Here is a 23,845-nt window from a genome sequence, read left to right on the forward strand (position 1 = left end):
ACAGTTCGTTGAACTGTTCGTCTATACGTTATAAAATTGTTTTCGCGAAGGCAGTCGCCAATCACAAGCGAGCTTGTAGTTGGCGACTGCCCGCGAACCATAAGAAATTCGCAAAGCGATTTCTTATGGTTATGAAAACTGACATCAAAGCGATTTGGAATTCTTTGTTTTTAATTCTTATATTATTTTCTTAATTTAAATGATAGTTTACCAGCGGTATAATGTCAATTTTTAATAGCAGCCTAAATTGAGAGGCTCCAATCTTCGGGTCTTGTAATTTCTTTAAAATTTCCTAAAGAATTATTCCACTCATACCGATAGTATAAATAAGAATACAGAATGATAACATTTTTTAATTCCACCATGCATTTATTTAAGGAAGATAGCAATTATTTAACTATTGATAAATCAGATCGATAAAGGAGATGTTATTAATGATTGAAAATGAATTCATTAAATACAAAGATTATTATCTTATCTCAAAGTTGACCGAAGCTTATGAAATAGCCAGCCTAGCCCATGAAGGTCAGTTTGATAAAGCCGGCCAACCCTATTTACAGCATGCCGAAACTGTCAGCAAAACCGGTGGTGAAATTGTTCATCATTGGCCGAATTCATCTGATGATTTTGCCATTAAAGCTGAGATTGTTGGCTATCTTCACGATGTCCTGGAGGATACAGATCAAACGTCCGAGGATCTTTATCAAAAGTCAGTCCCAGTTGATTGCATCCTTGCTGTTAAAGCACTCACAAAAATTAAGGATGAACAATATGAGACTTATATTGCCAAGGTCAAGCATAATAAGTTGGCTGCGGTTGTTAAAATTGCAGATATGACACATAATAGTAATTTATCCCGGCTAAACAGTGTAACACAAAAAGATCTTTTTCGAAGAGATAAATACCAGAAAGGGATTGCCTACCTTTCTGAATTCACTTGCGAGAAATGCGGAAAAAATTTTTCTTTGTCAAAAATGGGCAAAAAAGCAACCAGAAAAAATGAAATATTTTGTGAAGATTGTCTTAGCGAATATGAAATCAGCACTCCAGAAAAAACCCGATTCTTTGTGACCATTGTCTTATTGAATATGAAATTAGCCATGATGAATATGGGGATTGGCTCAATGATCAATCGTAATAAAGAATATTCCAGTTTTCTGGTTCCAGGACTGTATGGAATTACCTGGACATTTAACTTTGCAAACCCGATTTCATGGTTTTTTGTATTGGGAATTACAGTTTCAATTGTCTTACGTATATTTTTTAAGCGGGTCAAAAAATATACGCGATGCACTATGTAAACAAAAGGGCGAAGAAAAAATTAAAAATTTTTGAAAAGAAGTGATATCGATGAAAAGCTCTGAAAAAATGCACCATATCCAATGCCAGGAATCAGATATTGGAAAATACGTTTTACTGCCTGGAGATCCCGGCAGGGTTTCGGAAATTGCCAAAGGATTGAATAATTCTAGACTCGTTGCTTCAAACCGGGAATATGTTACTTATACAGGTACTCTCGAGGGGGTAAAGGTGAGTGTTACTTCTACTGGTATTGGAGGTCCCTCTGCTGCCATCGCAATGGAAGAACTTGTAAAACTCGGTGCCCATACGTTTATTCGAGTTGGTACTTGTGGCGGAATCGATTCTTCCCTTGAACCCGGATCTCTAATCATTGCTACAGGTGCCATTCGAAAAGAGGGTACAACAACAGAATATATCCCCCTTGAATTTCCGGCAGTGGGAAATTTTGAACTGTTAAACACCCTTAACTCTGCAGCACATAAGCTTAACTACAAATCCTATCTGGGTATCGTAGAATCCAAGGATTCCTATTACGGCCAGCATGAACCAGACCTAATGCCCAACGCAGCCATTCTAAAACAAAAATGGGAAGCGTGGAAAGCCGGAGGTGCTCTGGCATCTGAAATGGAAACCGCAGCGCTATATATTGTTTCTACCATTCGTCGTGTACGATGTGCTTCAATTTTATTGCTTATTCGTAACCGCGAAAAAGAAAACCGCGAAAACACACCCCCTGTTACCTGTGATAACAATACTCACCTATTAGAAACTGCCATTGAAGGAATGCGGGAAATAATTCTCATAGATGAAAAATCTCAGTAAATCAGAATCCCATGACTTCAGTCATGGGATTCTGATTTGTTCAAAGCGTTATTTAGCCAAATTTTTCAATATGAAATTACAACTATCTATTGCATTTCCCAGCCTGAATGTTGAGTTATGTAAATAATTCGCACCATTTGTACTTGCTTTTCTTATTTCAACAGTTCTATTAGTTCTCCACGAACATCAAGTTCTTGAAGCTCCGCTAAGCCTCCGATACACGTATCCCCAATAAAAATAAAAGGAACAGTATAGTGGTTCGTTATTGATTCCAATTGATTTCGTATTTCATTATTATGATAAATATTAACGTCAGTATATTCCAGACCTCTTTCATTTAGAAGTCTTTTTGCACCATTGGAATATGGGCATTGTGGCCATGTATATAATTTAATTTCTTTTTTCATAGGATTTCCTTTCTTGTGCTTATATCCGTTAATATAAACTTTTTTTCCTTTCATTTTAGCCCCATTCAATGCACTTTGCAATAGATATTAGGAGGTTCTTATTAAGATTTTATTTCTCCTTGATCGCATCAACCAGGACCTTAGCCGCCACCATAATTTTCTGGTTTTTTGCTTTTCTAACCTCTTTTTTCGACTCTTTAATCGACATCGATATCTCATCAGCTATATCAGCGTATTGATAGGACTCCACTTTTCCATAATGAATCACTCGCGTATCATAAATGTCTCCTACCAATGAACCAGGCTCATCTTCAGTTTCATAGTTAATGATTCCTCCCAATATTCCTTCACAGTAGAAATCATCAATGATTTCCTCATCCATATTTGTAATAACGATATGTAATTCTTTCATATTATCTCCTTTTTTTTCTTAATCTTCTTCCAACTTTGTATCCGATACTTAATATTATTAAGTAATTACAAGAGTCCTGACCTATTTCACTTTTTACAAAAGAAATAAAATCCTTTGCACTGATTCTACCAAAAGACTGTATGGCTTTTTTCTCTAATAGATATCCACTCTTCTATCCTGGAAGAGTGTCATTTTATTTCTCGTATTTTCTACTTCTGAAAGATCAATATCACTGAGAATCATCGTTTCTTGTGGCAGCTCTCCTGCATCAGCCAGTACCTCTCCCATGGGATCAATGATCATCGAATTTCCGGCATTATATTTACCTGGTACCACTTCTCCACAGCCATTGACGCTAACCATAAACATCTGATTTTCAATGGCTCTTGCCTGGTTCAAAATACGCCAATGGGCAACTCTCTCCAAAGGCCATTCCGCTGGAACGAAAAGTATTTTTGAGCCTGCCAGTGCCTGTTTTCTGCACCATTCCGGGAATCTCACCTCATAGCAAATAATAATACCGCACTCTACTCCATCAAGCTGAAAAGTTATAAGCTTATCACCGGCATTGTATCTCTTTTCTTCTTCTGCAAAACTAAAGAGATGGGTCTTGTCATATTCAGCGATGATGTCACCCGCTCTATTTGCGATATAGCAAGTGTTGAAGTACTCGGTTCCCTTTTTCACAGCCACAGAACCACCCACAATATTGATGTGGAATTCCTTTGCAATCTTGCTGAGAAAGGCCCTGGTTCTTTGTCCTTCCACATCTGCCATATATTCTTCCAATTCGGCTGTGAGAAATCCAACACTCCACATTTCAGGAAGTACTGCTACATCTGCTCCAGCCTCTGCTGCTTTTCTAATCCATGCCTTTGCATTGGCATAATTATGTTCTGCTTGTTTCAGCACTACATTCAGTTGAATCCCACATATTTTCAATACACATCTCCCCTTACCTACCTAGACATTTATCCTTCAAGATAACGTTCAATAATTAAGCTGTTTAATTCCTCTTTCATGATCCAATAATTAAAAAAAAGTCAGAAATTGACAATTTGATAATTTCTTTAAATAATATTAAATCATATCTAAGTACTTTTTATATTAAATTTTCATATTTAACTTATACCCTTATGATGTTTAGTATAGCATTGTCTATTCAATTATTCTATAATTAAGCTGATTTTTGAAAGAAACATCAATGCCCAACAATTCGGTTTATCATTACTTTTTCTTTGTTTTCTTTGAGTAAAGATGGAAAGGTGGCAACGAACATGTTAGAATATTTATGCAGTGTGCTGGATTAAAGGCCAGAACGTATCTTAAAGATGAATAAGGAGGCAGCCTGTGTCAAAACAAAAAGAAGTTAAAACCAATGCAATGCGCATTTTGGATAAATTAAAAATCCAGTACGACCACCAATCATATGAAAGCGATGGATTTATCGATGGTCTGGAGACTGCCGACCAGTTGGATCTGCCCCACGAATTAGTGTACAAGACTTTAGTTGCGGTAGGAAAAAGCGAAGAATATTTTGTATTTGTGATTCCCATTGCTGAAGAGTTGGATATGAAGAAAGCGGCAAGATCTGTTGATGAAAAATCAGTTGCGATGATTCATGTAAAAGACTTAAACCGGATAACAGGATATGTTCGGGGAGGATGTACTTCGATTGGTATGAAAAAACAGTATAAAACAATTATAAGTGACACCGCAAAAATTTTAGATGAAATCTATGTCAGCGGTGGAAGAATCGGCTCACAATTAAAACTTAGCCCGGATGATTTGTGTAAGGCTGTCAATGCTGGGTATTGTGATATCATAATGAATCATTCTTAAAATAATTATTCAAATAAAAGCCTGCCAATATCTGGCAGACTTTTATCTCTTGTTAACTAAATTGAACGGGCAACTTCAAAACCGTCCCAGATTGCAGCTCTGATATTTCTAACTTTCTGACTGTCACCAATGTTATAGATTTGGGCATAGTCATTCTTTAATTTATTATACAAAAAACCAGTTGATTCATAGCCAGCAGCCACAATCACATGATGGGCCTTAATACTTCTTTCCTGCCCCTCTGCAATAATAACCGCCCCTGCCTCTGTGACCTCTTTGAGCCTTGCATTGGTCACTATTTCAACATGATAGAAGGCAAGAAGATCCCGAAGCATCCGCTCATTTGGGGGAGCCAATGGAACGCCGGCTTTGAGAATATCTGAGGCTTCTTCCACGATGGTCATCTTATGGCGATGTTTGGCAAGATGAAGCGCAACCTCACATCCGGCTATGCCACCGCCGATCACCGTGCATCTGGGCCCAACATTGGTTTTGCCTGTCAGCACATCAATGGCATTGGTCACTTTTTCACTCTCCATGCCGGGGAATTCTAATTCAATGGCTTTTGACCCTTCGGCAATATAAATAATATCCGGCTTAATGGCATCAATCATTGCTTTAGTCACTTGAGTACTAAGTTTGACATCAACTTTCAGTTGACCAAGCTGATTTTCATACCATGCGATCAGGGCTCGATCATCTATTTTTAAAATCCGCTCACTGCTATACTTCAGCATACCGCCAAGACGTTCTGTGGCTTCAAATAAGGTAACCCGGTACCCACGCACGGCACTAACTCTGGCGGCCTCCAACCCTGCAGGTCCGCCGCCCACCACAACTATCTTTTTACTCCCTTTTCCAGGTTCGATGCTGACCATCAATTCACGGTTACATTCCGGATTCACCGCACAGGATGCACGGCCTCCGGCAAGTTTTCTTCCAATACAGCCATCATTGCAGCCGAGACATGGCCGGATGTCCTTAATCCGGTCATTCTTCAATTTGTTTGGATAGTCGGGATCTGCCAGCACGGGTCTCCCCAGTCCCACAGCATCAAGTTTACCGCCTGCAAGTGCTTCAGCCGCCATATCGGGATCATCCATTCTACCGGCCACCATCACCGGAACACTCACAACTTTTTTCAGCTCCTTGCTCAGAGGCAGATACATCCCTTTTTCAAAATACGTTGGTGGATATGCCCAGTAATTTGAAACACCGGTGCCTGCATCAACATCAAACCCATCATAGCCGGCGATCTCCAGAATTTCAGCTGCTTCCAGAGCTTCATCGATATCACGGCCCAATTCTTTTAATTCTTCTCCGGGCACAGCGCTTTGCCCCAACGCTTTGATATAACTCTTCATGCTGAAGCGCAGAATAACCGGGAAATCTTTTCCACAGGCTTCTTTTATTGCCTGGAGGATTTCTGTTGCGAATCTGAGTCTTTCTCTTAAATCGCCGCCATATTTATCCGTTCTTTGATTAAACAGCGCCATGGTGAAGCAATCCATCAAATAGCCGGCATGAACTTCAACACCGTCAAAACCAGATGCTTTAACGATTTTAGCAGATTCGGCAAATCCAGCAACAATTTTCTCAACTTCTTCTGTTGTTAATTCCCTGGACGGTTGACCTGGATCCCAGGAATTTGTAATAGCAGAAGACGGAACGACATCTGTTCCTTCAAGACCGGCAGTCAGCTGTACAAAAATTTTACAGCCATATGCATGAATTCTCTCTGTCATTTCTATTCCTGAATTTTTGGATGCTTCCGAATCCGTAGCGGGAGAATTGTTTTCCATCCAGTTGGCACCGGTGATGATTAAACCAATGCCACCTTTAGCCCTGGTAACATAATACTCGATGGCGTCGCTGGTATAAGCACCGTTTTCATTGATTACCACAATCCCCATTGGAGCCATAAAAAACCGATTCTTAATTTCAAGATGCTTAATCTTAAAAGGCTCAAATAAAGCACTGTACCTCTTGTCCATAATTTTCTCCTTCTACTCATCAGGCAGATATTAGGCAACATTCATTTTCCGAATTTCTTCATTTGTTATCCTTTACTCTGAATTATACCAGATAGAGACTCATTTTTGCATATATTCATATTAATTCACAATACATTTTAGGCGCAAAACAATGCCTGGCTGGAATCAATTAACTAATTGGAGGATGCATTTAAAATTTTTATGTATGACCCAAATGGGTCATCTCCGGATAAATTTTTTCTAAAACGCTATTTGGATAGGTTTTATCTAAAAATACTCCGACAGCACCATTTGCCGGGATATTGTTAATCCGTTGCTCCCAGCGATCCACCGCCAACAGTGAAATTGTCAAATTGAAAATCATAAAAACAATGAGGATCCAGGTTATGATAAGCCCCATTTTTTTTGGGGGCTTTGCGATAACCATGGATATCGAGGGATCAATTTTTTTTATCCACAAAAACCCTAACACCCCCCAGTAAAATGAAAATATCAGACTGGTTCTCCCGTATAAATTCAAGGGCAGCTGCTGATATTGCCAGGAAACCGTTCCTGTTGAAAATTGCTGAAGATAGCTGATAAGAAACTCAAATCCCCCGCCAACAACCATACTTAAAATAAAAATAATATACCATTGCTTATTAAAAACAGGGTAAAGCAGCAGAGTCAAAAAAACAACTCCAAAACCATAAACCGGATTAAATGGGCCATAAATAACTCCCTGGGGATTTACAATACGACCCGTGGTTACGAAGGAAAAAAAGACTTCAATTGCAACACCTATAACACAACCAACCATAAAAACCCAAAACAACTTGTAAAAACCAATGGAAGACACAGATGATCTTTCGCACTTTTTTTTCATTGCTGTTCTCATTCCTTTCTGTGGTTATATTTGGAGTTTACTGAATTTCATTTTATAAACATTAGTTATTAAAACTCACTTCATTCCGGAAAGCCAAAGAATAATACGGTTGTTTTAACCAATAACCATAATCGTGTTATTAAGCAAAACCTTTAATTTCTGAGCAGCCTATCTGCATTCGTTTCCAAAGAATCATCAACATAGTGTTCAATTAACTTCATACCCATAATCCTTCCATTCCTAACTCCTCCAAAATATATTTTGGGGTAATATCATATAAAAAGTTGTCAAGAACATACTGTTGTGTTGATTATTTTTGAAGATTGAGGGTATATCATTCGTATACATATGAGCCGAATAAGTCCCGAAAGGCCTTCGCCGGCATTATCTGACTGATTATGTAAATTGGTTAAATCATCGCCGAATTCGTTCATCTGTGGGGTATTCGTCAATATTCTATAAAAAATTCAGGCGGCAAATTTAGAAAGGGGATTAAGTATGAAAAAAAGAAATTGGACAAAAGAGGAAATCGGAGAATACAGAACAATACACGGTGTTTTTTTCTACTTCAATAAAGAAGATGCCAATTTTCTTGTTCCAAAACCATATGGAATCGGCTGGACAGTTAACTGGGCAAACCCAATTACCTGGTTTTGTGTTTCAGTAATTGCTGGCTTTTATCTTATGCGTTTCTTTCTTAAACGAGTCAAATAAATATACAAGATTTAGAACTTAAGTATGATAGAGTTTCTGAGATGGTTGACTATCTTGAAGACAATGAAGCAGTAAAGAGCATCCAAGAGATCAACTGGACAGGTAAACCCCAGGTGGATTATATGGATCATCTCCCGGAAAACAAAGGAGTCAGGGGAAGAGTTTTATATTCTCAGGATTCTGCAGGTAAGCAGGCTTACGGAGGAGAATTAATTCGCCAACTGAAAGCCTGCGCTACCGCACCATAATGCATTTTGTTTGGGATCCACAACGTGCAGAATGGACCAATATGCTGGTATTCATGATTTTTGACAGCAGGACAGCAATGCTTTGGCAGGGATTTCCTCCTTACCCTGTTCCGGGAGTTACATTGCCTCATATTATTTCTGGATATACCTGGTTTATATGGAGCCGGTAACTGTATTGCTTCTCTGGTTGCGAACTCATACTGGGGAGGTAGGCAGCACAATAGGACCTGCGATGACATTTGGTTATATTGCCGGTTTGAATGCAGTTGCAGAACCTGTCAAAGAGGATTAATATGCTTAAGGCGGTTGTGTAGATTTTTCATCTGCACAACCGCCTTATCTTTAATGAATAGCATTTAACGCTATAAACCAAATGATTAGTTCTATCTAATTATTCACCTAAAAAAGTATCATGCCAAACCAGGTAACCACATTATGGCCATTGAAAAATGACATGTTATGCTTTTCACATATGTCTGTCACACTTATTGTATGGCTTTCAATGCAGGGATACATTCTATCTAAATGCCCGCAGGCCTTATCTGGAAATGTGCACTTATCACATAAGTCACAGGATTCTGCTGTGAGAATCAGAATATCTTCATCTCTGCCAAAAACATTTTTCTTTATTTGGTCTACGATCCGAATATGCTCTCTTCTGGTTGAAAGCACTTCATCCATATTGGCAATGTCGTTGACTTCAGATATGGTGCTGAAAATAAAGGCATTATTGTAACTTAAACACCGGGTTTTACATTCTTCCAGTGTTCCGACCCCAGGAGGACAGGACCATGACTTGCCGTATTGCGGGCATTCATTTTTACAGATGGTTCTCACCGCTTCATAAAAGTTAAGTTCAGATGTATCAAAAAATGCATATTCAAATATCGGATATTCCGTAATTTTCTTTTCAATTTCTTCTTTTGTAATCATTTATATGTTAACCTCATTTATAAATTTTTTCTGCAAACAAAAAACTACTGCTTTCGTAACTGGTTCTATTTCAATATCATATTTTATGCATATTTCTATTGGCACTTACGCGCTAAAATCGATTATCCTGATTAATCTCTATTGTACCTTTATTTTCGGTTTAACCTCAAGCTTCAGCACCTTGGCTAAGTATTTTGCAGTACTCGCCTGAAAGGTTAAAGTGATAATGATAGCCATCGAAGTGACTGCTGATATCAGCTCCGCATTTGGAATTTTCATGGTGATAAGCATGCCGGCCAATGCTGCCGGAATAACTCCCGTTTCTCTTGTCCAACACAAATATGCGATCTCTCTGATATTCCACTTTGCTTTTCTGTCAAATGGCACTGTGAGCAGGACTGAAATTGGTCTTGCCAGGAACACAAAGGCCAAAATTACGATCAACGATTCTCCCCAATACTGTGAAATAATCTCCAAATTCATTTGAACGCCCAGCAGCATGAATATCAGCATCCTTACCAGTGATATGGTAACATCCTTGAATTGTTCATGTGCCTCATCACTTCCTTCCATTGCTGATAGTTTGAATATGCTCTTATTTCCACTGACCATACCGACTGTGAACGCTGCCATAAATCCGCTGACTCCAATAAGATCAGATATGACATAGGCACCTAAAACAGCGGCAATCGCCATCTCTGCAGTAAATCCTCTGCATACTCCGAATTTACCTTCACAAACAAGCCTGTTGCCGATATAACCGACAATTGCACCGACTAATATGCCTCCGCCTGCTGTCTTCAGAAGATCCAAAAGGCTTCCTCCGACCGAAAAGCTGCCACCTGCTGCTATTCCAACAATCGCAAATGTAATGATTGCTCCCGCTGCATCATTGAAAGCGGATTCTGCTATGATGGTCTGCTTCAATTTGGGACTTATGTTCATTCTTTTAAACAAAGGTACCAGAACTGAAGGATCTGTTGAAGCAATTACCGCGCCTAACAGCAGTGCATATATAAAATCAATATGAAATATCTGCCAGGCAAAGAAACCCGTAACAACCGTAGAAATGAGTACCCCGACAGTTGCTAACAGCCCGATGGTTACCTTCACTTCATTTAATACATTAATAGCTATTTCTCTTCCGCCGTCAAACAGTATATATGCTGCTCCGAATGCAAGTATCACCTGGTTGATTACACCAAATTCGCTGAAATCGATTATATTTAAAACAGCGGGTCCCACAATTATGCCTGCAGCAATGTACAACACTACATCAGGTATGTTTATTCTTTTACTTATCTTCGTTAAAACAATTCCAAGAAAAATTATGATTGCCAAAATTCTCATCAGATTGTTTGCCTGCTCTACAACATTTACATCCACTGCACATTACCTCTTAATTGTATTTTTTTTGTTGAAATACACCATCTTTGAAGTTATCACTTCCTTGAGTAATCTCACGATTTTATTTTCTTAATAAAAAACCGCATCAGATTATTTCATAAGATACAGTCTATCATTATTTGCTGATACTTCAAACCATTTAGAGCAAATAAAACACAGAATTCATATCATTAAAGGCATGTGGCCAGGCATTCCAAAATAATCTGACGATTGATTCCTTTTAAAACGACATGGTAGTCCCGTTCGACTTTTTTCTTTTGCTTTTCATGGCATTTCTTCAACCCCTGTGTAATCTGCAACAGGTTATAAATTCAAGCACAAAAGAACCGTCCCTTTGTGCTCCACTTTGTGCTCCTTTGTGCTCTTTCCAAAAGCGCGTTTATGAACGGTTGTGCATTTTACATGAAGAAAATTTTGATTTAGTCAATCCTTTATTCAGAATAAATATATTCGACATTATTTACGGAAGCAATCTTTTTGGCAACTTTAATTGCCTCCTCTTCTTTTCCATCCGGAACAGGAATGCGGCATACTTGCAACTGCGGGCCATAACGCTGGAGTATCTCAAAATTAACCGAAATAACAACATCACCGCTTTCGTCATGAAGCAAATTGACGTCAGTTATCCTGGTCATTGGCGCTTTCCATTGTGTGTATTCTCCCATTACCCATGCACTGTATGGACCGACAAAGACTTCGGGCAGCGCCTTTTTCATGCGATTATACATAACTCGAGGAGCTGCAAATGCAACTATATAAAGCAAAACAAGAGTGCCGAAAAAAATCATAAAAAATAATCCTGCTTCTTCCATGTCATCAAATGCAAACAGTAAGAAAAAGCCTCCGATCAGCACAAAGAAAAAAGTCATAACAATAATCATTATCTTATTCCTAGTCTTTCGTTCTTTATATTCTGCTTCGACTTTTTCCAGCTGTTCTGTTGAATCAAAGGTCCAATGTGCCAACAAGTCTGTATTATTAAACATGTCTGCGAGAAGCTTTGCCTGTCTTAAAAACACAAAGAAAAAAACAGTAAATGTTATCCCTAGAAGAAGACCCACCATAATCATCCAGTAAAAATTATAATCTTCCATTACGATTCCAGTAACCACCATGAGAATGCTGATTATAGTGACAACCAAAGAAATAATCGTCCATCTTTTAGCATTATTTTTAGGCATTATCCACACTTCCTTTTATGAATTTTCCTTATTCCGATAGATGTGTTTGTTTCTTCACTTTCGTTTTCTGCTCGCATTTTAGTATTTTATCATATTCGATCCATATGCTGTGTTATTTTGAAATAGAACCTGCTACTTTCATAACAGGTTCTATCTTGACATCATATTTCTCCGATTACTGGTTAAAGACAGCATAAGATCCATCAATATATATCGCATTATCCCCTAATGGATTACAATCAATTGATAAGGTATGACTTCCTGCATATACAGTGCCGATTGTTCCATTATTTCCCGGAACAATACTAAATGTGTAGGCATCGTTGAAATAATCACTCCCGCCGTCGGTAACAACTAATCCCCCCCCGCTGAATTGATAATAAAGAACATATCCACTGGAATCTTTCACCTTCCATGTACCATTGATATTGCTATCAAACTGTGCCCGTTCAGTTGCTTCAGAGGATGCCGGTGGTGTCGTTTGTGGTTGTGTGGTCTGTGGTTGAGTCGCTGCCGGTTGTTGAATAGTAATAGTGTAAGCCCCTGTTTTTATTCCACTTTGATTGCCATTTTTATCAATCGCAATACTTTTTAACGTGGTATTCGTTTTTAAAACAATGGGACTTTCATATTTACTTGATTTGGCTGTTGGATCGGAACCATCAAGGGTAAAATAGACTTGGACGTCTTCTCCAGCCGGTTTATTGATTTCAACTTTTTGCTCAGATGTATAGCTACCTTCATTCAATGAATAGGATGGCAACTCCAGGGTTACTTGATTTTGTTCTGAACCGGATGGCACAGTCTTATTGAATAAAGCATTTCCCTGACTAAACCACCAGAACAAAATACCGCCGATTAAAAAAATTGACCCTAACACCACAGAAACAATAATAATTGCAGTTTGGGATGAGTTCTTTTGTGTTGTATTTTGCAGCGAAATATTTGGCGTAATTTCATCCGTTTGAGGGTTTGTTCGTCCCCCCATTGATTCTGTGTTGTTATCATTTTCTTGAATTGTTTCACCAAAATCCTCCAATGTCTCTGTATCAAAACCACATTCTCCGCAAAACCGTTCCGCATTTTCTATTTTCGCCCCACACTTTGGACAAAACCTCAGTTCATTCATGATTAGCCCTCCTACCTTACCGGTGTCCCACATTGTTTGCAAAATTTCTGATTTGGTTTCAATGGATTTCCACACTTCTTACAATATTTTATTTTTTCTGTCGACTCTATCTGATCAGTAATTTCTGCATAAGCTATTTTTTTTAAATTAACCATCCATTTTTCCAGTAATGTTATTAAATTTTCGGTACTGAATGCCCCATGTTGAAAATACAATCCATCCTTTTCAGTTTCCATGGAAAATAAATGATTGGTAAAAGCTGTCGGTGCTAAATATTTCTGATCCAATACCACTGCTTGCCCATTTATGATTGCCGAAACAGCAAAACCCACTGAACCCATCCAGGTCGATGCAAATTCAGTTCCCAGAACCTTCCCTAATTTTTCAATGGCAATCATATTTTCTTCATTTTCCCTGATAAATCCCAGTTCTTCAATTTTTTTCATGTGATGAGGTTGTAAGGAAATCGCTTTATTTTTCAGGCCGGGCGTCAAATTAAATAAACTGGGGAGCAACCAACGATTATCACCTTTTATAATCGACTCTTTAAGCAGTTTTGCGAATTTTTGCGTTGTGATCTCGGTATTAACTTTCGTTTCATAATTCAGCATACTTTCCAAATATGCCCGTTTGTATATGTCGATACAGTGAATCGCGCAAACCAGGATTTCAATTTCCTGGGACCCCGGAAAGATTTCTTTGTAATTATTATTCCCCTCTGTGGTGTAAAGAGTCATCCACCATCTAAGAAATTCATTCCAATCCGAAAAAACCACAATTTCTAAATTTCCGTCAGAAGCCGTAAACCCGACCAGTATTTCATTTATTCTATGCGATGATAATGCATAGTATATTTCATCCTTGGAAAAGCTTCCTCCTCGATGGAAAATAATTTTCAAATCTGGTTCAAGTAATAATAAAGCGGCTTTATGATAGAGTGGACTATCCATCAGAGTTTGAAGTCTGGCAGAAGGACTACCATCTGGAGTTGAATCAAGCTCTTTTTCATAGGGTGAGAGTTGATTTTTCGTTAGACCCGACTTTTTGAAAAAGCAACTCAGATCTTCTCCCATTAGTTTGAACACCCCAAGGAAGGACGTTTTTTCTTGATTGAAATCCATAGCACTACCCCTCATTTTTTCATTATCTCCACATCATTTAATGAAGTTTTATCCGATAGTCGGATAGCTCCTCACTTCAACTTCTATACAGAAGATCCCGTGTAAGTATCCAACTCAAAGGCTTTGCTGAATAATTCATCCAGTTTTACTTCAAGCTGTTCCCTTGTAAAAGCCTGATGATTAACCCGACCTTTTCCCTGATCCATTATTTCCATTCGAACAAAATGATTTGAAATAGCTGTAGGGGCATTAAAAAGTCTTTCCACCATCTCAAAGTCATCGGATGTCTTTACATTGATTTCAAAGCCTGAGGACATCACCCAGAAACGAAAAAACTCAACTCCCATGCTCTGTCCCCCTTCCCCGAATACGAGCACAAGTTCATCATTTTGAACAAGCTTTGCATTTTCCATAATTCCCTGTTTTATCAGGTATGCGGCATTTTCAGGTGCCATGTCCAAATCGTATGCTTCAAAACCCGGCATTACAGCCATAAATGCCGGCAACAGCCATCTTATATCCCTACTTTTAATGGACTCCGCCATCGTTTTTGCAAAATCGTCGTATTTGATATGAGCTCTTTCTGTGTAGACATGATCAAGCATATTTTGATAGGAAATCATTCTAAACGAATCAATGGCATGAAGTACAAACAAAAACTCTTCCAGACTGATCTTTGGCGGAATATAGTTCGCAATGGTTTCTTCATTATTACCGGCAAAATTCTCTATCCACCATGCAAGGTATGCCCTGTAGTTCTCATATATCTGCATGATACAGGTTCCATCTTCTTCCTGTACAGTAGTGGCCACCACATATTCCCCCTCGCTCTTTTTTCGATGAAGTCGTACCTCATCAAGACCGATTACACCGCCACCGAACCGATTTACCACATATAAATCCGGCTCAGCAACAATACGAAGTGCCAGAATAAATTCCTGGTTCTTTAATTCATCCTGATACACATCTCTTAAATCATTTTTACTCTCGATGCCTGCTTGTGCCGCTCCTAAAAAAGCCGAACCGCTATTTATCCCAATACCCAACACATCCCTCAGGAGTTTTTGTATTTCGTTTCGATTTATTTTGTAGGTTATGACTGTTTTATAATCGGTCATCTATAACTCCCCCTTCTCGATTTCTTCAATCCTCTTCAAAATATAATCTGCATCATATCCCGGATCATTCGAATCCCAAACTTCAACGGTCTGGTCATCCTCCCATACCTTTCCATTCTGTATATACTTTGGCAACCGACTGCCTTGAAGATCTAAATAAGGACACCCTTTAACATAACTGTGGAGGTTGAGTTCTTCATCTTCAGGGGTAATCCACAAGAGCTTCCCCTTTTTTATCCAGAATGCCAGATCAAAATCATATTCGTCCACATCGGTTTCCAGGCTGATATACTGTCCCGGCGTTAAAACTCCAGGAATAAGGCTGCCTGGTTCCCAATAACGGTCCGTTCCCCAATCGTTGATCCGCATTTCTTCGTAAAGCATTGGATCAGCATAATAGAAAATGGGATACGCCGTGTGCGAACCGATTTTGATTGTGGAAATAACTGCCCGAATTTGCGTGTATTCTAAAAGTCTCGGTAACACAAAAGGAACATCCGGTCCTGGGCAACAAAGGAATGGCATATTTTCAGGCTCACCATTCAGTTTCAATGCCCCATCCATGGCAAAATATGTTCCAGGGAAATGATTCTCCGGGCGTTTGGGCGCATTGCAGTTCCACCACAAACCATTGATGTCAATATCATCAATAGCCATAGCAAGAACCTCCCCGGTAAATGGACATCGTGACAATTTACGGTTTGGCAGACCGTCCAGATACTTTGTGATCAGCTCCTGAATTTTTTTTCTCATTCCTTCCAAATTTTCCAGCAGCGCCCTTTCTTCCAAACTCGGCTCTTTATTTTCCTCAACCGATTCCATACCCTCTGCCAATTGATCATATTTTTCAGCCAGTGGCAGCAGTCCTCTGAGAATATTGTCTCTTTCCTGTACACTCATTGTGTGGCTCATGTCTCACCTCCATCTGATTTTTTTTGATAAAACAGTTTTACTTTCTTCTGGATAATTTCTCATTTTCTGCCAGAATTTTCTTGAGTTCTTCATTCGTATGAACTGACCCCGGATCAATTGGTTTTCCTTTTAAATAATTTGAAGTTGGCTTAGCAAGGGGATTAAAGGAGGTTACACCTTCTTTACCCTCTTGCAACTTATTAACCATCTTAACCTTCTTCTTAATGTCAAAGCCAGTTTTTGCATCTTCTGACCATGATATCAGATCTTCATGCATGACATTGGAACCCGTTTTCTTACTCATACTTTGAATAACCTGCTTCTTAACGCTTTCTTTAACAGGTGAACCATCAAAATTTCTGATGTCTGCCAGATCAGCATCGCTGGTAATCGATTTATAAGTCCCGTCTTCCATTCGCTGTGTTACTAATCCTTTTTGTGGCCCATTTTCTACAACGTGATATTTCCCGGATTTCTCGATATTTTTAATCTCCTCTGTAAGCTGATTGAATTCTCTTCTCCTGGTTTTATATAATCCAGCAATTTCTTTCTTGCTTTTATTGGAAAGATTATTCCATACCTCTTTGGGTGGCAATTTAGGATTATAATAACCGACAAGACCTTCTGAGTTTTTTGGCCCCCCCAACAATTCATCAAATAGATCAAGTGTTTTTGCTTTCATATCCGCAGCTTTAGGAACCGCCTCTCCGGATTCCAACAGCTGTTTTGCTTTTCCTGCAGGAGGTCTTATTTTTATCTGAACCCCCCATTCGTCTGCAGTATTTTGTATAATCTTCTGTGATGTCTTTGTTATGCCGGAAATGTTGGGTGGTTTGGGAGCATTGACATAAGCCGCTCCATTGCTCACCGGCATGGTTGTTTTAATCCCGGTTTTTACTATTGCCTTTCCACCAATTTTTTTAGCACCTACTCCCAGTAAATCATCCACTGCACCGGTTATCTTGGCTGCGCCGCTCTCAAGTACCGTCCCCACCTGTCCCACTGTCAGGATGGTTATATATAACTTTCCTGTGCCGATTAATACCTGTCCGATCCGACTGGCAAGGGATCGGTTGGGATCCAGAGAATTCTCAAAATTTTCAATTCCAACTGTGTTTTTGGCAAACTCCCAGGCTTTTTTCGGGTCTGTAATTACAGAAATTACTGCTTTTCCTATTCCTTTTCCAACCGCCTTTCCCTTTTCCCATACCTCTTTAGGATTGTTGTAGATATATTCCGTGGTCTTTTTGACAGCCGCTAACCCATTTTGGATATCCTGGGCCGAACCTGCCACTGTGTTGGTAATGATTGACGGATCGTTCCAGACGTCTTTCCCGGCGTCCACTACTTCGCTGACGATGTTACCTGTACCTTCTGCAATGTCTTTACCCGTTTGTACAATTTCTCCACCTGCATTGGCCATTGTGTGTGCAATAATACTTCCCAGCCCAGTGCCTTTTTCTGCCTGTTGTTGATCCCATATGGCTTGCTGCTGATCCCATTTGAGCTGATCCATCTTTCGTTTGTCAATTTCATTCTGGATGGCATCAAATTCCGCTTTGGCATCCTTTTTAATCTTATCCAGTGCTTGCTGCATAGAAGTTTGTCCGCTTTTTTCAAGCTCATCGTTTCGCTGACTATAGTCCTGATAATCCTTGACCTGCTGGGGGAAATCTTTATTATGCTTGTCAATGTCAAAGATAGCCCCCGTATCCGAATCAATCCACTGGCCGGTTTTAGGGTCTTTAACAATCAGAGTCTGTGCGCCGTGTACCGATGTTGTGACTACCATGGATTCCGGTTCCGGTGGAACTTCGGTTGTTGGTGGAACCGGTGCTGTCTGATTTTCTACACCTAAAGGATGTTGGTTTAAGGTATTCATCGGATCTTCCGGTCCGATAATCCCGGTATCTTTCGGCACTTCAGGTGTTTCAGGTATTTTTGAACCTTCTGGTGTTTCTGGAGTTGTCTGGTTTTCTACTCCCAAAGGATGTTGGTTTAAGGTATTCATCGGATCTTCCGGTCCGATAATTCCGGTATCTTTCGGCACTTCCGGTATTTCAGGTATTTTTGAACCTTCTGGTGTTTCTGGGGTTGTCTGATTTTCTACGCCCAAAGGATGTTGATTTAAGGTATTCGTCGGATCTTCCGGTCCGATAATTCCGGTATCTTTCGGCACTTCCGGTGTATCCGGGGTTGTCGGTGTCGCTGGTGTTTTTGATACTTCCGGTGTCTCTGGGGTTATCGGTGTTTCCGTTGTTTCCGGAGTTGTCCATGATTTTGGTCCATATTTTTCAGCCGTTTTAGGATAAGGCTCATCAAGATGTGGTTTTTGGACGCCACCAAAACCCTCTGTACCATCCGGTTCCGGATGACCAATAATAACCGGTCCCCCGTCAAATGGGTTTCGGTTATTGGGGTCATAACCCAAATCATCCCAGGGCTTGCCATTACGATCCAAGCCTTCTCGGTTATAGCCACTCCAATGATAGCCGTCTTTTCCATACCCTTGTCGATCATAACCCCAGGGGTCGTAACCGTCCCGATTATAGCCTTTGTAGTCGAAGCCTTCCAAATCGTAGCCATCCCGATCATACCCATCCTTATTAAAGCCTTTTTTATCATAACCATATTCGTCATAACCGGACTGATTTTTTCCCTGACGATCATATCCATCCCGATTATAGCCTTCTTTATTGTATCCGTTCTGATCATACCCCTCTCGGTCGAATCCGTCTTTGAAGCCGCTTTTGTTATAGCCTGCTTTGTCAAAACCATTCCTGTCAAAACCTGACTTGTCGTAACCGGCTTTGTTAAAGCCTTTTGCATCAAAGCCGCTTCGATTATAACTCTGGGCATTATAGCCGTTAACATCAAACCCTTCCCGGTCTAATCCCTCAGCGTTAAATCCATTCCGACCGTAGCCTTCCTGATCCAACCCATTTTTATTAAAACCTGCTTTGTCGTAACCCTGGGAATTAAAACCAGTTCGATCATAGCCTTCCTTGTCTAGGCCTTCAAGATTATACCCATCTCGACCATAACCCTCATGATCCATACCACTTATATCATAACCGTCTTTGTCGTATCCTTCAACATTGTAACCATCCCGATTATAGCCGTCTTTGTTATAGCCCGGCCGATCATATCCGTTCTTATCATACCCTTCACGATCAAAACCCTCTGGATTATATCCTTCACGATCAAGTCCTTCTTTATCGTAGCCTTCTGAGTCATATCCGTCACGATTATAGCCTTCTCTGTCAAAACCTTTTTCATTGAAACCGTCTTTGTTATAGCCCGGGCGATCATATCCATTCTTATCATACCCTTCGCGATCATAACCCTCTGGATTATATCCTTCGCGATCGAGACCTTCTTTATCGTAGCCTTCTGAGTCATACCCATCCCGATTATAACCTTCTCTGTCAAAACCTTTTTCATTGAATCCGTCTTTATTATAGCCCGGGCGATCATATCCGTTCTTATCGTATCCTTCACGATCATAACCCTCTGGATTATACCCTTCACGATCGAGCCCTTCTTTATCGTAGCCTTCTGAGTCATATCCGCTTTTATCGTATCCTTCACGATCATAGCCCTCTGGATTATATCCTTCGCGATCGAGCCCTTCTTTATCATAGCCTTCAGCATTGTATCCTGCCCGATCAAAGCCGCCTTCATTGAATCCTTCTTTATCGTAACCTTCACGGTTATAGCCGTCTCTATTATAACTTTCGCGATCAAAACCTTCTGAATCATATCCTTCTTGATTGTAACCGTCAGCATTGTTTTCATCTTCGCCCAATCCGTTAGCATCATATTCCTTTTGTTTCTCGCTCTGTTCAACGAATCCGTCAGCATCATATTCCCTGGCATCTGACAACTCATCCACCGAAGTTTGGGTTTCATCCAATGATGATCCCGGGGTTAATCCATCAATAGCAGAGGTATCAATGATTATATTTTCACTTCCATCCGTCGGAGTTATTTCATCCAATGGCGTAATACCTGTTTTCTGATCTTCCGATATCAAATCGATTTCTTCCAGCCCTGATGTATCAATGATTATTTCACTTCCATCCGAAGGCGGAGCTCCCCCTTCATATGGCACCGCCTTTAAGTTGTTATAATCACTAATTCCTTCAGCCTTTGCTTCTGAAGTGTCCACTCTTAAATTTTTCTCATTCTCTAATGTGTCTTTGCTTATTTTATTTGAACTTGAAGAATCAGATCGCTTAATCTCAACCTCTGAAGATGCAGTTGACGATCCGCCAACTGGGGTAAAGCCGCCTCCTGCCAATCCAACAATTGCTCCTAACGCCGTGGCTAATAAACCGGGAACAACCACACCCACAACGGATTCTGTATTGTTGGCAGGCCCTGGAATATTACCTACCGGTCCGATTGCAACCGGGGCTTCTGAAGCATGGTGGTTTTCCTCTGTGCTCCCATTATCTGAGCTGGTACTATTCCCATTATTCGTTGCATTGTCACCAGACGGTGTTTCATTTCCGCTGATCACGGATTCAAGATCTGGAGCAGCCTTGCTGAGCAATCCATTTTTTTCCATACCATCCAACAATTGTTGTGCATACTGAGTGGCTGCCTGAAAGTCTGCTCCAGCGCTATCGCCAGATTCATAAAGTTCAATAACGATGATGTAATCACTTAGAACAACTGCGAGAATAACCCCATTCGGCATGGTATATTCTCTGACTTCTCCACCACTCATTGGGGTTGTGGTGCTTCCAGTGCTTCCGGAGTAATCAACAAGCCGATTCATAATGGCCTGTTTTTCATTTGCCACGATCGGTCCAACCACAGCCATTGATCCATAACCATTTTTATAATCTCCAGCTCCCGCATGCATTTGCAAATTCAGCCCTGTGACACTTTCTGGTTCAAATACATATTCTACATTTCCAAGATTACCGGCAACCTGGGTAACCACATCCCCCACTGTCCCTGCATAAACGGGAAACACAAAGCAAATTCCCGACAGAAGCGTTATTAAAATTGAGCCCACTGTTTTAATAACAGATTGTATCCACCTTTTATTATTTCGTCTATTTTTATTGTTCAATTAAATGCCCTCCTGTCTCATGGTAAGAATGCTAATAAAAGCATCCAAACTGTTGATAAAAACATAGCCAAAGCAGTTGGAATAATCATATTTTTAAGACCATTCCCTCCTTTTTTTATCACTTCAGTCCCTGCATTCGCAGCTGATGTGGTAATTGCCGCTGAAGCAAAGGGCATAATAACATTCCAGTCCAGCACGAAAAAAACCAGCATTGCCAGCACCGTAAAAGGAATCATAAACGCCATCCCTTTTCCTACGGCTTCCTTGGCAAAAACAGTCCCACTCTTATTTATCAAATTTTTATTAAAGGCTCTCAAAAGAAGAATTAGAAAATTAACAATGAGTAGCCCAACAACCATTGACAATACAATCGATAAAGAGAAATTGAGTAATGTGATCTCTTGTTTTCCCAAAGCACTTAAGATTCCAAATATTAAAAAGCAAAAATAAAATGGCCATATGAAGATCTTTTTTCGACTGTTATCGTTTTCATTAAAAGTTCTTGTTTCCACAATTATTGCCCTCCTGCATATAATATTCCATTGATTTTACTTAAAAGCCAAATCGGCCAAGGAGTCCCCATCCAAAAAGCATGATGGCTCCGCAAATGGTTGTTAAAACAATACTAAAAGCTGTGGCATCCCCGGACATTTGTTTAATGGTGAACATAGTTGGTCGCAAGGACCACAAAACACCAGTGATTCCGAAAGCCACTGCCGTATTCCAATTAAAAACCAACGAAAATAGAAGCCCGCAGATTGAATAAATCAAAGCGACTGTATAACCAAGGGCAAAATTTGAAATTGCCCAATCAATAGAATACTCGCGTTTCCCTGCCTGCGCCAAAACCCAGGACATGATAGCTAACAAAGTAACTCCGGCAGTCCCATAAAAAAGACCAATCATCACAATAAGAATCACCCGCTCAATTCCTATGTTACCGACCCGGTACAGATCTATCCCCGTCTGTAAAAAAAATAATGTAAATGATAATCCGGATATCAATAAAGCATAGGGCCAGGGCACTAGTGTCATCTTTTTTTTAACTGCCTCTCCCGGATTTGAAATCATTTTCAGGATTGTCTTCCATTGAGATTGTTTGCTTCCTTGTTCTGCATCCATGACGCATCTCCTCTCATTTTAATACCAATTATTTTTCATAGCCATGAATTTTGTAAATGCACTCTTATTATTAACATCCATGATTTGTGATACTTTTATATCCTCTTATTACCCATGCTTTCAAATTTCAAACTGAATACATTTTTTTTTACATCACCCACTAAATTAATCTGATTATATAAACAGGAGGAGATTTCATCATATGATTACACGCAACTTTAGGGGTTTCAAAGCAAAGCCAGCACAATATTTGACTATGTGTCCAATTACTGTTTAATGCAATTAAGGGATACATGGCATTATTTTGCCAAGTATCCCTTAATATTCATTCCGCTATATCGGTTTTTAGCGTTTGTACAAAATTCACAACATTTCCTTTGTTTTTTCAACAGGCTATTTATGCAATCATAGAAAAGTTTAGATGCACTGCTTTCAATATTACTATTTACTTAATAATATAATTTGTAATGCTTTTGTTGCATTTTTTGCCGTTAGCATCTTTTATTTGGACATAAATCGAGTAGGTTCCTTTAGTAGTAGGTTTAAATACGGCAGTGTTCGAAGCTGAATAGTCTTGGATTACCACTACAAAAGTATCAATCTTATAATAAAATTTATACTGATATGGTGTTTTGCCGCCAATTGCCGTTGCAGTGAGATTAATATTAGTATTAATTAATTGACCGGATGCTTTATCCGTAGTGAATGTTTTCACACTGGGATAAGCCAATACCTTGTAATTAGCGATGCTTTTAGTCACCGTTTTTCCGGCAGCATCTTTGATCTGAACATAGAGGGTATAGGTTCCGGCAACGGTGGGTTTGAAGGTTGCTGTGTTCGATATTGAAAAATTCTTAAGCAGAACGGTGGTGGTTCCCAGATTGTAATAGAATTTATACTGGTAGGGACTTTTTCCCGCCGTTCCGAAAGCGGTGAGATCAATATTGGTAGTTACATATTGTCCTGATGGTTCATCCGTGGTAAAGCTTTTAACCGCCAGGTTATTCACCACGGCATAATTGGTAATGCTTTTGGTTGCCACTTTTCCTGCCGCATCCTTCACATCCACATACAGGGTATAGGTTCCGACTTGTGTCGGTTTAAAGACTGCGGTTGCCGTTGCTGAAAAATCCCGTATCACCGTTGTGGCAGTTCCCAGCTTGTAATAAAATTTGTACAGATACGGCGTTTTTCCGCCGCTTCCAGCCGCTGTCAGGTTAATACTGGTGT

The 23,845-nt window shown here is 39.7% G+C and carries 21 protein-coding genes; 5 read left to right on the forward strand and 16 right to left on the reverse strand.

The window, feature by feature from the left end; genetic code table 11:
* The first annotated feature begins 434 nt into the window (after positions 1 to 434).
* Positions 435 to 1,301: a hypothetical protein gene (locus VIK44_RS05860; RefSeq protein ID WP_331552911.1), complete on the forward strand. Its 867-nt coding sequence runs from the start codon at positions 435 to 437 to the stop codon at positions 1,299 to 1,301.
* Between the two features lie 40 nt (positions 1,302 to 1,341).
* Positions 1,342 to 2,124: a nucleoside phosphorylase gene (locus VIK44_RS05865; protein WP_414637063.1), complete on the forward strand. Its 783-nt coding sequence runs from the start codon at positions 1,342 to 1,344 to the stop codon at positions 2,122 to 2,124.
* Between the two features lie 152 nt (positions 2,125 to 2,276).
* Here the strand turns inward: VIK44_RS05865 and VIK44_RS05870 are convergent, their stop codons facing one another.
* The 3 genes from VIK44_RS05870 to VIK44_RS05880 form a co-directional block, all read right to left on the reverse strand.
* A complete protein-coding gene (locus VIK44_RS05870) occupies positions 2,277 to 2,585 on the reverse strand; it encodes a glutaredoxin family protein (RefSeq protein ID WP_331552913.1) in 309 nt (102 codons plus the stop codon).
* Positions 2,586 to 2,640: 55 nt separating this feature from the next.
* A complete protein-coding gene (locus tag VIK44_RS05875) occupies positions 2,641 to 2,943 on the reverse strand; it encodes a hypothetical protein (protein ID WP_331552914.1) in 303 nt (100 codons plus the stop codon).
* 153 nt (positions 2,944 to 3,096) lie between these two features.
* Positions 3,097 to 3,885, reverse strand: a complete 789-nt coding sequence (locus VIK44_RS05880) for a carbon-nitrogen family hydrolase (protein ID WP_331552915.1) — start codon at positions 3,883 to 3,885, stop codon at positions 3,097 to 3,099.
* Positions 3,886 to 4,293: 408 nt separating this feature from the next.
* Here VIK44_RS05880 and ybaK point away from each other — a divergent pair, with 408 nt between their 5' ends.
* On the forward strand, positions 4,294 to 4,785 hold the full coding sequence (gene ybaK, locus VIK44_RS05885) for a Cys-tRNA(Pro) deacylase (protein ID WP_331552916.1): 492 nt from the start codon (positions 4,294 to 4,296) through the stop codon (positions 4,783 to 4,785).
* Between the two features lie 56 nt (positions 4,786 to 4,841).
* Here ybaK and VIK44_RS05890 read toward each other — a convergent pair whose 3' ends face one another.
* Together VIK44_RS05890 and VIK44_RS05895 are read right to left on the reverse strand one after the other, a co-directional pair.
* A complete protein-coding gene (locus tag VIK44_RS05890) occupies positions 4,842 to 6,779 on the reverse strand; it encodes an FAD-dependent oxidoreductase (protein WP_331552917.1) in 1,938 nt (645 codons plus the stop codon).
* Positions 6,780 to 6,978: 199 nt separating this feature from the next.
* Positions 6,979 to 7,644 carry a putative ABC transporter permease gene (locus tag VIK44_RS05895; protein WP_331552918.1) on the reverse strand — a complete coding sequence of 222 codons (666 nt, stop codon included), beginning with the start codon at positions 7,642 to 7,644 and terminating at the stop codon, positions 6,979 to 6,981.
* Between the two features lie 498 nt (positions 7,645 to 8,142).
* Here VIK44_RS05895 and VIK44_RS05900 point away from each other — a divergent pair, with 498 nt between their 5' ends.
* Positions 8,143 to 8,358 (forward strand): DUF5808 domain-containing protein, encoded by a 216-nt coding sequence (locus VIK44_RS05900; protein ID WP_331552919.1) that lies wholly within the window; start codon positions 8,143 to 8,145, stop codon positions 8,356 to 8,358.
* A gap of 41 nt (positions 8,359 to 8,399) precedes the next feature.
* Positions 8,400 to 8,606 (forward strand): hypothetical protein, encoded by a 207-nt coding sequence (locus tag VIK44_RS05905; RefSeq protein ID WP_331552920.1) that lies wholly within the window; start codon positions 8,400 to 8,402, stop codon positions 8,604 to 8,606.
* A gap of 399 nt (positions 8,607 to 9,005) precedes the next feature.
* Here the strand turns inward: VIK44_RS05905 and VIK44_RS05910 are convergent, their stop codons facing one another.
* The 11 genes from VIK44_RS05910 to VIK44_RS05960 form a co-directional block, all read right to left on the reverse strand.
* Positions 9,006 to 9,539 carry a DUF2284 domain-containing protein gene (locus tag VIK44_RS05910; RefSeq protein WP_331552921.1) on the reverse strand — a complete coding sequence of 178 codons (534 nt, stop codon included), beginning with the start codon at positions 9,537 to 9,539 and terminating at the stop codon, positions 9,006 to 9,008.
* 138 nt (positions 9,540 to 9,677) lie between these two features.
* Entirely contained in the window at positions 9,678 to 10,925 is a 1,248-nt protein-coding gene (locus VIK44_RS05915) for a sodium:proton antiporter (protein WP_331552922.1), read from the reverse strand.
* Positions 10,926 to 11,377: 452 nt separating this feature from the next.
* The gene (locus VIK44_RS05920) at positions 11,378 to 12,127 is read right to left on the reverse strand and encodes a hypothetical protein (RefSeq protein ID WP_331552923.1); all 750 of its coding nucleotides are present in this window, start codon (positions 12,125 to 12,127) and stop codon (positions 11,378 to 11,380) included.
* 175 nt (positions 12,128 to 12,302) lie between these two features.
* Positions 12,303 to 13,256 carry a chitobiase/beta-hexosaminidase C-terminal domain-containing protein gene (locus tag VIK44_RS05925; RefSeq protein WP_331552924.1) on the reverse strand — a complete coding sequence of 318 codons (954 nt, stop codon included), beginning with the start codon at positions 13,254 to 13,256 and terminating at the stop codon, positions 12,303 to 12,305.
* Positions 13,257 to 13,267: 11 nt separating this feature from the next.
* On the reverse strand, positions 13,268 to 14,377 hold the full coding sequence (locus VIK44_RS05930) for a zinc ribbon domain-containing protein (RefSeq protein ID WP_331552925.1): 1,110 nt from the start codon (positions 14,375 to 14,377) through the stop codon (positions 13,268 to 13,270).
* An 83-nt stretch (positions 14,378 to 14,460) separates the two neighbouring features.
* Positions 14,461 to 15,495 (reverse strand): hypothetical protein, encoded by a 1,035-nt coding sequence (locus tag VIK44_RS05935; protein ID WP_331552926.1) that lies wholly within the window; start codon positions 15,493 to 15,495, stop codon positions 14,461 to 14,463.
* A complete protein-coding gene (locus VIK44_RS05940) occupies positions 15,496 to 16,407 on the reverse strand; it encodes a hypothetical protein (RefSeq protein WP_331552927.1) in 912 nt (303 codons plus the stop codon).
* Positions 16,408 to 16,444: 37 nt separating this feature from the next.
* Positions 16,445 to 21,493 (reverse strand): hypothetical protein, encoded by a 5,049-nt coding sequence (locus tag VIK44_RS05945; RefSeq protein WP_331552928.1) that lies wholly within the window; start codon positions 21,491 to 21,493, stop codon positions 16,445 to 16,447.
* Between the two features lie 17 nt (positions 21,494 to 21,510).
* Positions 21,511 to 22,005: a hypothetical protein gene (locus VIK44_RS05950; RefSeq protein WP_331552929.1), complete on the reverse strand. Its 495-nt coding sequence runs from the start codon at positions 22,003 to 22,005 to the stop codon at positions 21,511 to 21,513.
* A gap of 40 nt (positions 22,006 to 22,045) precedes the next feature.
* On the reverse strand, positions 22,046 to 22,615 hold the full coding sequence (locus VIK44_RS05955; RefSeq protein ID WP_331552930.1) for a hypothetical protein: 570 nt from the start codon (positions 22,613 to 22,615) through the stop codon (positions 22,046 to 22,048).
* Between the two features lie 445 nt (positions 22,616 to 23,060).
* Positions 23,061 to 23,845: Ig-like domain repeat protein (locus VIK44_RS05960; RefSeq protein WP_331552931.1), on the reverse strand; the 785-nt coding region annotated here is incomplete at its 5' end.

The organism is Acetobacterium sp. (assembly GCF_036508315.1).
GTDB lineage: Bacteria > Bacillota > Clostridia > Eubacteriales > Eubacteriaceae > Acetobacterium.